Below are 12,558 nucleotides of genomic sequence, written 5' to 3'. Positions count from 1 at the left end.
AGAATGACGGATTAATTTAATAATAATCCTAATCTGCTGTGCTTTTTTTCAGACTGTAAACAAAAAAACCGCTTAGTAATAAAACGAAGCTGGATTATGTGTGTGTGTTAAGAAAAATTTTACGCCTGCAAGTTGATATCTCCTACTACGAAAGGCTCCAATTCTTTTGAAAACTCAATTAAATAATTTTGATAATAGCAGAAATAAGTTTCACCAATCAAGATTTTTAATTTGGAAAAACATTCTATTTTTTGGTCTTGCTGAGCCGAATGAAAATAGACAGAATAGTACAGCAATGAGTAATATTTTTTCCAACCTGTTCCCAAATTCTTTAGATTAATTTGGTTCAAAAAACGCTCTGTATTCTTCTTGTCTCTCATTTTTTGATAAGCTACAGCACAAAGAATTTTCCAAACCTCATCGTGTGTTTCTTTTCTTTTTGAAGGAATGTAATCTTCATCATTATTTACTTGAAAGGTATTATTTTCGATCAAAAATTTCATCTCTTGGGAACGATTGGTAAAAATAAGGGATTCCAGAACCGTAGATTCAAAACTGCAAACCGATTTCTCTGACGCTGTCCGATAACGAAGCCTTGCTTTTTTCATTTCGGCGAAATACCTTTTAAAAAGATTTTCGTTGCCGGTAAAATCGGCATAAAGAAGCTGCACGCCGAATTTCAACCCTGCAGGAATTACGTGGACATTCTCCGTAAGTTCGGTTTCTTTCACTTTGTTGTAATACAAATCCATCGACTCTGTATTTTGAAGAAGAAAACTACTTTGAAAAAGGAAACCGTAGGCAAAGATTTTAGCTTCGTTGCTGGTGTTGTATTTTAGATAAGCAGAAAAATATTGTACGTAAACCGAACCTAACAAATCACGAAGCGGATGATTTTCCATAAAATATTTTCTGGCCATCGGAAAAGACATCAAACGGTGATGTGTGCTTACCAAAAGGTCTGGCGACTTGATAATCTGCTGGCACAACTGCTCACTTCTGTCCCAATAATTATGATTTGTATTGTCTGAGTTTCCAAAAAACAGTTCGAGTTCCTGATTGTTGCAGGCATTTCTAAACTCTTTAAAATTGCCATATCCACAAAATTGACTAAGCAAATCTAAAGTAAAATGACTGGATCTTGTGGTAGTTTTTATCAAGCCAAAAAACCGACGAAGTGTTTGAGAACTGATGTTTGTTTTACAATCCCGGGTGATGAGACTTACCAGATTATCACAATCTGTAGCTGTTTGTATATCTTTCCCAAATTGTTTTTCGATGTTCTTCCGCAATTGGTTCACAACACTTATTTCCCGGTTCATAGTTTTAAAAATGGAATCCAAATATAGTTATAACCACAGTATTCTTGTACAAAATTGTACAAAAAATCGACAAAAAATTAACATAAATTGTGACCCGAAAAACAAATGATGGAAAAAAATTAATCTCAAACAGCAAAAGGTCATCTTTTGACTGTTTGAGGTTTTAAGTTTGCTGAAATATGAGGTAAGCGCTTGAAAAGAAAAATGGAGAATTACATTCTAATTTTAAAAATAAACATCAAATTACGACATCCCGTAAAAAACTCTGAAAACAAATTTTTAGTTTAGCAATAAAACTAAAATGCTTTTTTACACGGACGTGGTTTGGCTGGGTGAGAGTGTAGATTTGTGGAATAATAATAAAATTAAAACCTATTAAATGGATACAACAATTGAAAATGAAAAATCGACTAAAATGTTACAAGTTCTTGATTGGGCTTATGAAAAATCACTAAACGGGATACCAGGTGTTTCCGATTCGATAGAGGTATTTGCTTCAAGTTACACTAAAGGCGAAGGGACTACATTGCAGAATGTGAACTCACTTATTCGTTGGCAAATAAGCAAAACAACGACGTCCGGATTTTTGACAGGGCTAGGCGGACTGATAACTTTACCAGTTGCAATTCCTGCTGATATTTCTACTGGCATATATGTTCATATGCGAATGATTGCAGCAATTGCACATATTGGTGGTTATGATATTAAAGAAGATAAAGTAAAATCATTAATATATTTGTGTTTAGTGGGTGAATCTGTTAAAGACATTCTTAAAGATGGGGGAATTGCAATCGGCAGTAAACTCGCAATGAGCTCTCTAAAATCAGTTTCTGGTAAAACACTAACAAAAATTAATCGCATGGTTGGATTTAGGTTAGTTACAAAATTTGGTGAAAAAGGTGCTGTTAATCTCATAAAATTCATACCTGTTGCGGGAGGAATAATTGGAGGAACAGTTAATGCGATTGGAACCAATACTATAGGAAACTTAGCAAGAAAAACTTTTATTGAAAACAATGATTCACAACATAACTCAACAACTTATAAAATCTACGAAGATGCTGAATTTACAGAGACGCCTGATTTAAATCTATTAAAATTTAATTCTTATGTCAATCTTATAAAAGTTGATGGAAAAATTGCTGCTGAAGAATTAAACGTTTTTGAGAAGGAATTAAATCAATCAATTTTATCTGAGGAATTAAAGTTAGATTTGATTAATAGGCTTCATTCTAAAGAAAACTTAGATGTAGATTACTCAAATTTTAAGAATAATATAAATGACTCTTTAGAATTGATAACCAATCTAATTAAACTTGCAAAAATTGATAACGAATTTCATATTTTGGAAAAGATGTTCATAAAGAATGTTGGTATTCAGATAGGATTTTCAGTTGAAGAACTCGAGGAATTGATGGCAACAATCAATCCAACAGAATAGAAATACAATTTTTGAAATTAAAATTAATATGAATTCAAAAGATTACTATATTTTATGCTCTCCACCCAAAAAGACCACCTCCTCACCACAATCCCCAACCTCTCCCGCCTCCCGTGGGTAGGTTCTGAATTTAATTATGCAGAAAGAAGATTGCTTATTGTAGGCGAATCTCACTACGCAATGGGCAAAACAAGAGGAGAATATGAGGAAGATTTGTTGAGACATAAAAATCCGGATTTTACCCGAAAGTTGATTGAAGAAACGCAGATTCAGAAACTATACAAGTATCATTTGTTAGATAATTTCTGGCAGGCACTTTTTGAAAAACAGCCCAATAAATCTGAGGTCTGGAAGCATGTTTCGTTTTACAATTTTGTACAGAGATCGATGGATTACAGCAGTTTCGATGGCGAGAAAAGAGAACAGCCCAACAATGCTGATTTTAAAAACGGATGGGCGGTTTTTGCTGAACTTGTAAAAGTATTGAAACCTACCGACTGTATTTTTCTTGGACTAAAAGCTTCCGAAGGATTTGGGAATTTGAAAACCGATAACAAAGTGACAGAGTTTGATCATTCCTACGCTCCGAAGATTGGGAATATGACGCCTTTGGAAGGCTCTGTAACCATTGATGAGCAAATGATTAATGTGAGTTTTATTCAGCACTGTTCGTCTTTTTTTTCTCCTCAAAGTTGGAATCCTTTTTTACAGAAAAGACATCCGAAATTGATTGATTTTCTTCTAACAAAAGTATAACCAAAAAAGCCACTTCTCAGTGGCTTTTCTCTATTGTTTAATTAATTTCTCAAACATCAAACTTCCGTCTTTTAAAGTGATTTCGAAGTAGTAGTTTCCTGCATTTAAATCTGAAACATCCAAACTTTCTCCTTCTAATGTAGCGGATTTTACTTTTCTCCCGGTAGATTCGTAAATTTCTATTGATTTTATCTGATCTGCATTTTTGAAACTCACTGTTTCCTTTGCAGGATTAGGATACAACAAAGTTTTTTTGCTTTCCAGAGCTAAATCAGAAGTTGCCAATACGCCCGCCATCGTTAAAGACTCATAGCCACGTGACCCGCTGTGATAAGAAAGCCCCGTTCCTCCGGCAGTTCTAGCGTAGAAAATATTGATAGTTCCGGCAGTATTTGCTATGGCGAAATCTCCGGTTCCTCCTGTAAGGGATCTCGTTGCTACCACGGTTCTTGTGCTTCCTGAAACTGTATTTGAGGTTTCAGTCCAATCTTGTACGGCATCCGTTGATGGTGTAGAAAATCCTACAAAATTATAATCTCTATTAGCCGATGAATTATAAATAAAACCATCTGCACCATTTGCCATACCAGAATTTCCAAAGCCAATTCCCATCATAGAATTGCTATCGCCAATTAACGTGATGGTAACAGTTGTAGGGCTAGTATCTAATTTTACGGTCATTGCCGCTGCAGTTAAATTCACTGTTCCAGATGAGAATTGAGCTTGTGCAAGGCTTGCAAAAGCTAAACTTGTAATGAGTAGAAGTTTTTTCATCTATTTTAATTTTTTAGTAGTTTAATAATTTCTTTGTTGTCTGCTTTTAAGGCATATTCAAAAGGCGTCATTCCCATTGAGTCTTTCATTAATTTGTCGGCTTTGTACTGAAGTAAAAGCTCAACTAATTCTGTGTTTCCAGATTTTACTGCCCAAAATAAGGGTGTAGTTCCAGTGGCATCTGCAATATTTGGGTTTGCATTTTTTTTTAATAAATGCTCTACCAAATTTTTGTTATAACGTATAGAAAGTCCTGCCAAAGCTGTTCCTTCTTGGCTCTTGTAGTCGAGATTTTTCACATGGTCTATTAAAAAATCTGCGACCTCAGTGTTTCCTCTGTAACAAGCTAAGATTAAAGGAGAAAAACCGTTTTCATTGGTTTGATTGATAATATCCGGATTATTTTTCATTAAATCTTTCAATTCCTGAACCGTGCCGCTTCTTGCAACATCGTATACTGATTTTGCTTTTTCCTGAGCGGATACAAATGATAAACTCAGAAAAAAAACTGTGAATAAAATTAGCTTTTTCATTGTTTTACTAATGTATAATTATACTCTACATTTACATTTTCAGCTACTTTTTTCATGACCATTTTTGGAATAGTCACTTTGAAATCCGCAGATTTTGCAATAAAATTTCCTTTCATATACATTTTTCCGTCTTTGGCAGAAATCGTTGCTTTAGAAGAAACGTTTCTGTCTACACCATGAAAATTTAATATGCCTTGAACGGTTACTTTTTGAGGATTTGTAGTCAGTTTTGTTTTATCAAAACCCATCACTTTTCCTTTAAAAGTTGCCTTCGGATACTTTGCAGTTTCGGCATAGCTTTCATTGAAATGCTCTTCCATCAATTTAACTTTAAATTTAAAGTTTTTTACTACTGAAACAGAAGCCATTTCTCCTGTATCAGCATTAAGGATCACTACATTATTATCGTCTTGAGCAAAAACATCTTCAAACATAGGAATTGATGCTTCGATTGTTACTTTTCCTGTTTTTGAGCTGAATTTTTGAGCTGAAATAAAATTGCTAAGCAATAATGAAGTTAATATGAATAGTCCATTTTTCATTTTAAAATCTTTTTTATTTTTCAACAAGACCATCAGTTTTCCATTTTACAAAAAGATTGATTTGATTTGATGATAAAGATCCGCCGAGAGGCATTCTTAAAGGATCTCCGTTTGGTTTTTGAATACGGTTAATGATAATGTCGATGTTTGCTTTTACTTGGTTGTAATTATTCAAAGGTTTAAAACCTGATGCAGAATGACAATTGATACAACTGCTTTCTATAATTGGTTTTAAATCTGATTCGTACTTTACCCCATTGGTAATTGGTGTATTGTCTGAAATTTCTTCATAAGTTCTGCTTTCGCAAGAAGTAATGAAAATAACAAGACATACAATGTAAATTATCTTTTTCATTTTAAAATACTCTGTAAAGATTAAATCCAAAGAAAACCTGTCCTTTTTCCCACTTCCCGGTAGCGTTTGTTAAGTATCCAATATCAGAATTCAACTGAGAGTTGCTGAACAAAAGCTGAAAAACGTGGCCACCAGTTTCAATATCCATTACCAAAGACAACGGATTTTTGTAAAAACTGTTTTTATCAAAATTCACAAAATATTCTGCGTTGACGGATATTCTTTTGGAAATTTTGTACCGTCCTCCCAATCCGGTTAAGAATTGATTGTTGCTTTCAATAGTAGGTTCGTAGAGATTTTTGTGAACATAAGAGGGCGATAATTGCAGCGAAAAGCTGTCGTTAAACCTTCTTGAAATCAAAGCTTGTGTGAGGTAAGAAAGTCTGTCGCCAAACTTCAGATGCGGATAAGCTTCTTTATCCAAATCTGTATTAATTGCCATCACATTGTAGCCTACAATATCTACCGGAACATTATCGTTTTGTTTCAGGAGCTTATATTTTGCTCCAAATTCAAAGGTTTTCATATTGGTTTCTCTGGAAAGGCTTAAAGAAATTCCGTCGGTTAAGCCATAGATTGCACCGAGCTTTGTAGAAGCACCGTCTAATCCGAAAAAGTTTTTGAAACCTTCACTCACATCTCCAAAACGGTGTGCTACTACGAAGTACCATTCATTTTTTGCAGTGAGTTTGGTAGATTGTCCGGTAACGATTTGAAGTGCTTTAAATGCTGGCGGGGAGCTTGTGTTGCTAGTTGAAATGGTGTCGATATCTTTAAGCAGATCTTCTTGTGAAAAGGCAAGAACCGAAGAAAAAATCGACAAAAATAGGAGAGTTTTTGTCATATCAATTTAATTAGAATTAATATAACAAACTTATCAACTAAAAGTTTTAAAAGTGTGTGACAAAAGTCACGGAAGATATTGTTTTTATCAATCGGTTTTATAAAACTTTGAAAACAAATTCATTAAACAGGACTTACATTGGTGTCTTTAGGAATTCTGATGCCTTCTCTGCTTTGGGAGATTTCGCCTTCGTTTTCTATTTTTTTCATGACTCTGCTTACTACCTCTCTTGATGTACCAAGGTTGGTGGCAATTTCACGATGGGTAAGTTTAATAGGATGATTACCTGTGAGAGAGATTTGCTGTTTGATGTAGCTTAGAATTCTTTTGTCGAGCTTATGGAATACAGCTTCGTTGACCATATTCATGACTTCAGAAAATCGTTTGTCATACTCTTGAAAAAAAAGTTTATTGATTGCTGGAAACTGAATCAACCAATCATGCATTACAGAAACGGGAATTAATAAAAGCTCTGAATCTTCTTCTGCAACTGAATAAATACGACTTATATAATCCGAAAAAATAGATGAAAATGTCATCATACAGCTGTCATATTCTCTCATGCAATAATAGATCAGCTCTCTATCATCATTTAATGTAAAAACTTTGATTGAGCCTTTGAGTACGAAGGGAATGTATTTGTTTTTTTGGCCTTCTCTTATGATTTCAGTTTTAGCTTTTATATGATTAACAACAGCATGTTTACTGATTTCTTTTAAAAATTCAGGGCCTAAAAATTCAAACTTTTCAACGATAAACGGATTATCTGACATATACTTTAAACAAATGCGGAATCAAAGGTATAAAATTGAATGATTTTTTTGGGAATTTATTTTTAAAGAAATACGGATTTTTAAAAAAATTGTACTAATACATTTTTTTGGAAACTAAATTGGGATTTGGAAAGTGCCTCAGATGCGCTAATTTTTATAACAGCAAGAGCAATTTATTCTGGCTGTTTTTAAGACACAAAAAGGCGTAAACTTATTAAAAATTTCGAATTTAAGAATGCGAATTTTTGTGATTTGTGGTTGAGGATTTTTGGGGTTGCGAATGCACAATTCTTTATTGGGATTCTAGTTTTAAAAGGTAAAACATTTGTAGCTGATGATTAGTTTGAAAAAAAGCAGAATATTGCGCCCCGGCCTGAACGGAGCTCTTTTTGTGAGGAGGAACGACGAGCAAAAAAGCGGGAGTGGAGGACGGATGAAGGCGCCCCACTAAAAATTCAGTAAATATTGAAAAAAAAATGCCCCAACTTTCGCTGGGGCATTCTTCTATTTATTGAAAAATATTACGCTTGTACGTTGTTTCCTCCTAATACGAAAGGCTCAACTTCTTTGATCTCTCCAAACTGCTGCTCGTAGTTGGTGATGTTTTGCTGAAGTGCAGCCAATACTCTCTTCGCGTGAAGAGGAGCAAGAATTACTCTTGATCTTACGTTTGCTTGCTGTACACCTGGCATCATTTGGATGAAGTCTACTACAAACTCAGATGGAGAATGGTTTACTAAAGCAAGGTTACAGTAAACTCCTGAAGCTACCATTTCGTTCAGTTGGATGTTGATGTTTCCGTCTTGTGGATTTTGATTATTGTCCATTTGTTTTTAAAAATTTTAAATTATAGATTGCAAGATAATAGATGATAGACTAATAGACAAGAGAAATTATTATTAAATTAAAATCTTTTATCTATCGGTCTATTATCTAGTGTCTTTATTAGTTAAGATCTTCGAATTCTTTTCTAGAACCTACGATTACATTTTGGTATTCTTTAAGACCTGTACCTGCAGGAATTCTGTGTCCTACAATTACATTTTCTTTAAGACCGTTTAAGCTGTCTACTTTACCAGCAACTGCTGCTTCGTTAAGAACCTTAGTTGTTTCCTGGAATGATGCTGCAGACATGAACGACTTGGTCTGTAGAGCTGCTCTTGTAATCCCTTGTAATACAGGCGTTGCTGTAGCAGGAAGCGCTTCTCTTACTTCAACCAAAGCTTGATCTTCACGCTTCAGTTTAGAGTTTTCGTCTCTCAATTCTCTTGCAGTAATCATTTGTCCCGGTTTGAAGGTTTTAGAATCTCCAGCTTCTGTTACTACTTTAAGACCAAATACTCTGTTGTTTTCCTCTAGGAAATCGTATTTGTGCTCCAAAGCAGCTTCAAGGAACTGAGTATCACCTCCATCAACGATAGATACTTTAGTCATCATCTGTCTTACGATGATTTCGAAGTGTTTGTCGTCGATTTTTACCCCTTGTAGACGGTAAACTTCTTGAATTTCGTTTACTAAATATTCTTGCACCGCAGTTGGTCCTTTGATTTTCAGGATGTCGTCTGGAGTAACTGAACCGTCAGAAAGTGGCGAACCAGCTCTCACGAAGTCATTCTCTTGTACTAATATCTGGTTTGATAATTTAACTAAGTAAATTTTTCTTTCTCCAGTTTTAGCTTCAACGATCAATTCACGGTTACCTCTCTTTATTTTTCCGTAAGAAACTACCCCATCAATTTCTGTAACAACCGCTGGGTTTGAAGGGTTTCTTGCTTCAAATAATTCTGTAACTCTTGGAAGACCTCCGGTGATATCCCCTGTCTTTGCAGCTTTTCTTGGGATCTTGATTAAAACTTTACCTGCCTTAATTTTCTCACCATCATTTACCATTAAGTGGGCTCCTACTGGTAAGTTGTAGCCTTTTTGCTCAACACCTTTAGAATCTACCACCTTCAATGTAGGTACAGCTTTCTTATTTCTAGATTCAGAGATTACTTTCTCTTCAAATCCTGTCTGTTCGTCAATCTCCAACTGGAATGAAATACCTTGGATAATATCTTCGTATTCTACTTTACCAGCAGTTTCAGCAATGATTACCGCGTTATACGGATCCCACTTACAGATTAGATCACCTTTGCTTACTTTATCACCTGGTTTCACAGCCAATATAGCACCGTAAGGTACGTTGGCAATCATCAACGGCGTTCTCGCTTCGTTATCAGCCACCAATCTAAATTCTGTTGTACGAGATACTACAACTTCTGCAGTTTTACCGTCTTCGTCTTCAGAAGTAATTGTTCTTACCTCATCCAATTCTACGATACCATCTCTTCTTGCAACGATAGAAGGGTTTTCTGATACGTTTGTAGATACACCCCCTTGGTGGAAGGTTCTCAACGTAAGCTGAGTTCCTGGTTCCCCGATGGATTGTGCAGCAATTACACCTACGGCTTCACCCATGTGGATGGTTTTCCCTGTAGCAAGGTTTCTACCGTAACATTTAGCACAGATACCTTTTTTAGCTTCACAAGTTAATGGTGAACGTACTTCAACAGCTTCTAATCCAACCTCTTCGATTTTCTTAGCTAATGCTTCGTTGATTACTTCGTCTGCATTAATGATTAACTCATCGGTTTCAGGATCATAGATGTTGTGTAGAGAAACTCTACCTAAGATTCTTTCAGAGATTTTTTCAACAATCTCGTCATTTTTCTTCAGTGCTGTAACTTCAGTACCTCTTAATGTACCACAGTCTACTTCTGTAACGATAACATCTTGTGCAACGTCTACCAATCTTCTCGTTAAGTAACCTGCATCGGCAGTTTTCAATGCGGTATCCGCAAGACCCTTACGAGCACCGTGAGTAGAGATAAAGTATTCTAAGATGGAAAGACCTTCCTTAAAGTTTGCAAGAATCGGGTTTTCGATAATTTCCGCACCAGTAGAACCAGCTTTCTGCGGTTTTGCCATCAAACCTCTCATCCCAGATAACTGACGGATCTGTTCCTTAGAACCCCTCGCACCAGAATCAAGCATCATGTATACAGAATTGAATCCACCTTGGTCAACTTTCATTCTGCTCATGATCATTTCAGTTAATCCGGCGTTGGTATTCGTCCAAACGTCGATTACCTGATTGTATCTTTCTGTATCTGTAATAAGACCCATGTTATAGTTGGCTCTAATTTCGTCTACAGTTTCAATAGATGTAGCAATCATTTTCTTTTTCTCAACAGGAACTACGATGTCACCTAATGAGAACGAAAGACCTCCTTTAAATGCATTTGAATAACCTAAGTCTTTCATTGCATCCAAGAACTTCACAGTGGTAGGGAAATCTGTATCGGCAAGTACTTTACCAATTACATTTCTTAATGATTTCTTAGTAAGAAGCTCATTAATATATCCTGACTGCTTAGGAACGATTTGGTTAAATAAGATTCTACCAACAGAAGTTTCAGTTAATTTCGTAGTGATTTCACCGTTTTCCTTGATAGGAAGTCTACATCTTACTTTAGCGTTCAATGAAACTCTACCTTCCGCATAAGCGATTTCCGCTTCTTCTGGAGAATAGAATGCAAGACCTTCTCCCAAAACTTTCATATCATCTGTAGAGCTTAATTCTTTGGTCATAAAATATAGACCAAGAACCATGTCTTGAGATGGTACCGTAATTGGAGAACCGTTTGCAGGGTTCAAGATATTTTGAGAACCCAACATCAATAACTGAGCTTCCAAAATTGCCTCTGGGCCCAACGGTAAATGTACCGCCATCTGGTCACCATCAAAATCGGCGTTGAATGCTGTTGTTACTAATGGGTGTAATTGGATTGCCTTACCTTCGATCATCTTAGGTTGGAAAGCCTGAATACCCAGTCTGTGCAAAGTAGGTGCTCTGTTTAGTAAAACAGGGTGACCTTTCATTACACCTTCTAAGATATCATATACTACCGGTTCTTTTCTATCTATAATTCTTTTTGCAGATTTTACTGTTTTTACAATACCTCTTTCGATCAGTTTTCTGATGATAAATGGTTTGTACAATTCAGCTGCCATGTCTTTAGGAATACCACATTCGTGAAGCTGTAAGTTTGGACCTACAACAATTACCGAACGCGCAGAGTAATCTACCCTTTTCCCAAGTAAGTTTTGACGGAAACGACCTTGCTTCCCTTTCAATGAATCTGAAAGTGATTTCAATGGTCTGTTTGATTCAGATTTTACTGCAGAAGATTTTCTTGTATTATCGAATAATGAATCTACAGATTCCTGAAGCATACGCTTCTCGTTTCTTAAGATTACTTCTGGAGCTTTGATCTCCAATAATCTCTTCAAACGGTTGTTTCTGATGATTACTCTTCTGTAAAGGTCATTTAAATCTGAAGTTGCGAAACGTCCTCCATCCAACGGAACTAATGGTCTTAATTCTGGTGGTATTACAGGAAGCACACGCATAATCATCCACTCTGGTCTGTTGATCATTCTTGTATTAGCACCTCTCAATGCTTCTACAACGTTCAATCTTTTTAGAGCTTCAGTTCTTCTTTGTTTAGAACCTTCGTTGTGAGCTTTGTGTCTTAAGTCGAAAGACAATGCATCAAGATCAATTCTTTTTAGCAATTCTTCAACAGCTTCCGCACCCATTTTGGCGAGGAATTTATTTGGATCTGCATCATCAAGATATTGATTATCTGGAGGAAGAGTTTCCAAAACATCCAGATATTCTTCTTCTGTAAGGAATTCTTTCTCGTCAAAATCTGAACCATCTGCTTTCTTAGCGATACCTTGCTGAATAACAACATATCTCTCGTAATAGATGATCATATCTAATTTCTTGGAAGGAATACCCAAAAGGTAACCGATTTTGTTTGGTAAAGAACGGAAATACCAAATATGCGCAATAGGAACAACCAAACCAATGTGTCCGATTCTTTCTCTACGTACTTTTTTCTCCGTAACCTCTACACCACAACGGTCACAAACGATCCCTTTGTAACGAATTCTCTTGTATTTACCACAAGCACATTCGTAATCTTTGATAGGACCGAAGATTTTTTCACAGAACAAACCGTCTCTTTCTGGTTTATGCGTTCTGTAGTTAATAGTTTCCGGCTTAAGAACTTCTCCTCTTGAGTCTTGTAAAATTGACTCAGGTGAAGCTAAACCGATGGTTATTTTATTAAATCTACTTGATTTATTTTTATTTGACATAATTTAA

11 protein-coding genes are annotated in these 12,558 nt (G+C 35.7%); 2 read left to right on the top strand and 9 right to left on the bottom strand.

The features are described 5' to 3' along the window. Window positions 1-119 precede the first annotated feature (119 nt). A complete protein-coding gene (locus tag BW939_RS07615) occupies window positions 120-1,322 on the bottom strand; it encodes a hypothetical protein (protein ID WP_076451443.1) in 1,203 nt (400 codons plus the stop codon). 379 nt (window positions 1,323-1,701) lie between these two features. Between BW939_RS07615 and BW939_RS07610 the strand changes: the two genes are divergently transcribed. Together BW939_RS07610 and BW939_RS07605 are read left to right on the top strand one after the other, a co-directional pair. Continuing rightward, on the top strand, window positions 1,702-2,763 hold the full coding sequence (locus BW939_RS07610; protein WP_076451442.1) for a TerB family tellurite resistance protein: 1,062 nt from the start codon (window positions 1,702-1,704) through the stop codon (window positions 2,761-2,763). A 54-nt stretch (window positions 2,764-2,817) separates the two neighbouring features. Continuing rightward, window positions 2,818-3,519 carry a hypothetical protein gene (locus BW939_RS07605; RefSeq protein WP_076451441.1) on the top strand — a complete coding sequence of 234 codons (702 nt, stop codon included), beginning with the start codon at window positions 2,818-2,820 and terminating at the stop codon, window positions 3,517-3,519. 30 nt (window positions 3,520-3,549) lie between these two features. Here the strand turns inward: BW939_RS07605 and BW939_RS07600 are convergent, their stop codons facing one another. The 8 genes from BW939_RS07600 to rpoC all read right to left on the bottom strand — a co-directional run bounded on the left by BW939_RS07600 (window position 3,550) and on the right by rpoC (window position 12,551). Then, window positions 3,550-4,293: a T9SS type A sorting domain-containing protein gene (locus BW939_RS07600; RefSeq protein WP_076451440.1), complete on the bottom strand. Its 744-nt coding sequence runs from the start codon at window positions 4,291-4,293 to the stop codon at window positions 3,550-3,552. Window positions 4,294-4,298: 5 nt separating this feature from the next. Continuing rightward, complete coding sequence (locus BW939_RS07595) at window positions 4,299-4,826, bottom strand: ankyrin repeat domain-containing protein (protein ID WP_076451439.1); 528 nt, start codon at window positions 4,824-4,826, stop codon at window positions 4,299-4,301. Further along, window positions 4,823-5,368, bottom strand: coding sequence for a YceI family protein (locus BW939_RS07590; protein WP_076451665.1), 546 nt, complete (start codon window positions 5,366-5,368; stop codon window positions 4,823-4,825). The genes BW939_RS07595 and BW939_RS07590 overlap by 4 nt, the downstream gene beginning before the upstream one ends. 13 nt (window positions 5,369-5,381) lie before the next feature. Beyond that, a complete protein-coding gene (locus BW939_RS07585) occupies window positions 5,382-5,723 on the bottom strand; it encodes a hypothetical protein (protein WP_076451438.1) in 342 nt (113 codons plus the stop codon). Between the two features lies 1 nt (window position 5,724). After that, window positions 5,725-6,567, bottom strand: a complete 843-nt coding sequence (locus BW939_RS07580; protein WP_076451437.1) for a DUF5777 family beta-barrel protein — start codon at window positions 6,565-6,567, stop codon at window positions 5,725-5,727. A 122-nt stretch (window positions 6,568-6,689) separates the two neighbouring features. Further along, window positions 6,690-7,340, bottom strand: a complete 651-nt coding sequence (locus BW939_RS07575) for a Crp/Fnr family transcriptional regulator (RefSeq protein WP_076451436.1) — start codon at window positions 7,338-7,340, stop codon at window positions 6,690-6,692. Between the two features lie 521 nt (window positions 7,341-7,861). Beyond that, on the bottom strand, window positions 7,862-8,167 hold the full coding sequence (locus tag BW939_RS07570; RefSeq protein ID WP_056084768.1) for a DUF3467 domain-containing protein: 306 nt from the start codon (window positions 8,165-8,167) through the stop codon (window positions 7,862-7,864). Window positions 8,168-8,285: 118 nt separating this feature from the next. Next, window positions 8,286-12,551, bottom strand: coding sequence for a DNA-directed RNA polymerase subunit beta' (gene rpoC / locus BW939_RS07565; protein ID WP_076451435.1), 4,266 nt, complete (start codon window positions 12,549-12,551; stop codon window positions 8,286-8,288). Window positions 12,552-12,558 lie beyond the last annotated feature (7 nt).

The sequence above is a fragment of the Chryseobacterium piscicola genome (assembly GCF_900156685.1).
Classification (GTDB): domain Bacteria; phylum Bacteroidota; class Bacteroidia; order Flavobacteriales; family Weeksellaceae; genus Chryseobacterium; species Chryseobacterium piscicola.
Note: the sequence above shows the minus strand (reverse complement) of the source record. Positions and strands in the feature narration are given on the sequence as shown.

What these genes read in the sequence shown, in the direction of transcription:
- BW939_RS07615 (WP_076451443.1), bottom strand. Translation starts at nt 1,322, where the DNA reads ATGAACCGGGAAATAAGTGTTGTGAACCAATTGCGGAAGAACATCGAA.
- BW939_RS07610 (WP_076451442.1), top strand. Translation starts at nt 1,702, where the DNA reads ATGGATACAACAATTGAAAATGAAAAATCGACTAAAATGTTACAAGTT.
- BW939_RS07605 (WP_076451441.1), top strand. Translation starts at nt 2,818, where the DNA reads ATGCTCTCCACCCAAAAAGACCACCTCCTCACCACAATCCCCAACCTC.
- BW939_RS07600 (WP_076451440.1), bottom strand. Translation starts at nt 4,293, where the DNA reads ATGAAAAAACTTCTACTCATTACAAGTTTAGCTTTTGCAAGCCTTGCA.
- BW939_RS07595 (WP_076451439.1), bottom strand. Translation starts at nt 4,826, where the DNA reads ATGAAAAAGCTAATTTTATTCACAGTTTTTTTTCTGAGTTTATCATTT.
- BW939_RS07590 (WP_076451665.1), bottom strand. Translation starts at nt 5,368, where the DNA reads ATGAAAAATGGACTATTCATATTAACTTCATTATTGCTTAGCAATTTT.
- BW939_RS07585 (WP_076451438.1), bottom strand. Translation starts at nt 5,723, where the DNA reads ATGAAAAAGATAATTTACATTGTATGTCTTGTTATTTTCATTACTTCT.
- BW939_RS07580 (WP_076451437.1), bottom strand. Translation starts at nt 6,567, where the DNA reads ATGACAAAAACTCTCCTATTTTTGTCGATTTTTTCTTCGGTTCTTGCC.
- BW939_RS07575 (WP_076451436.1), bottom strand. Translation starts at nt 7,340, where the DNA reads ATGTCAGATAATCCGTTTATCGTTGAAAAGTTTGAATTTTTAGGCCCT.
- BW939_RS07570 (WP_056084768.1), bottom strand. Translation starts at nt 8,167, where the DNA reads ATGGACAATAATCAAAATCCACAAGACGGAAACATCAACATCCAACTG.
- rpoC (WP_076451435.1), bottom strand. Translation starts at nt 12,551, where the DNA reads ATGTCAAATAAAAATAAATCAAGTAGATTTAATAAAATAACCATCGGT.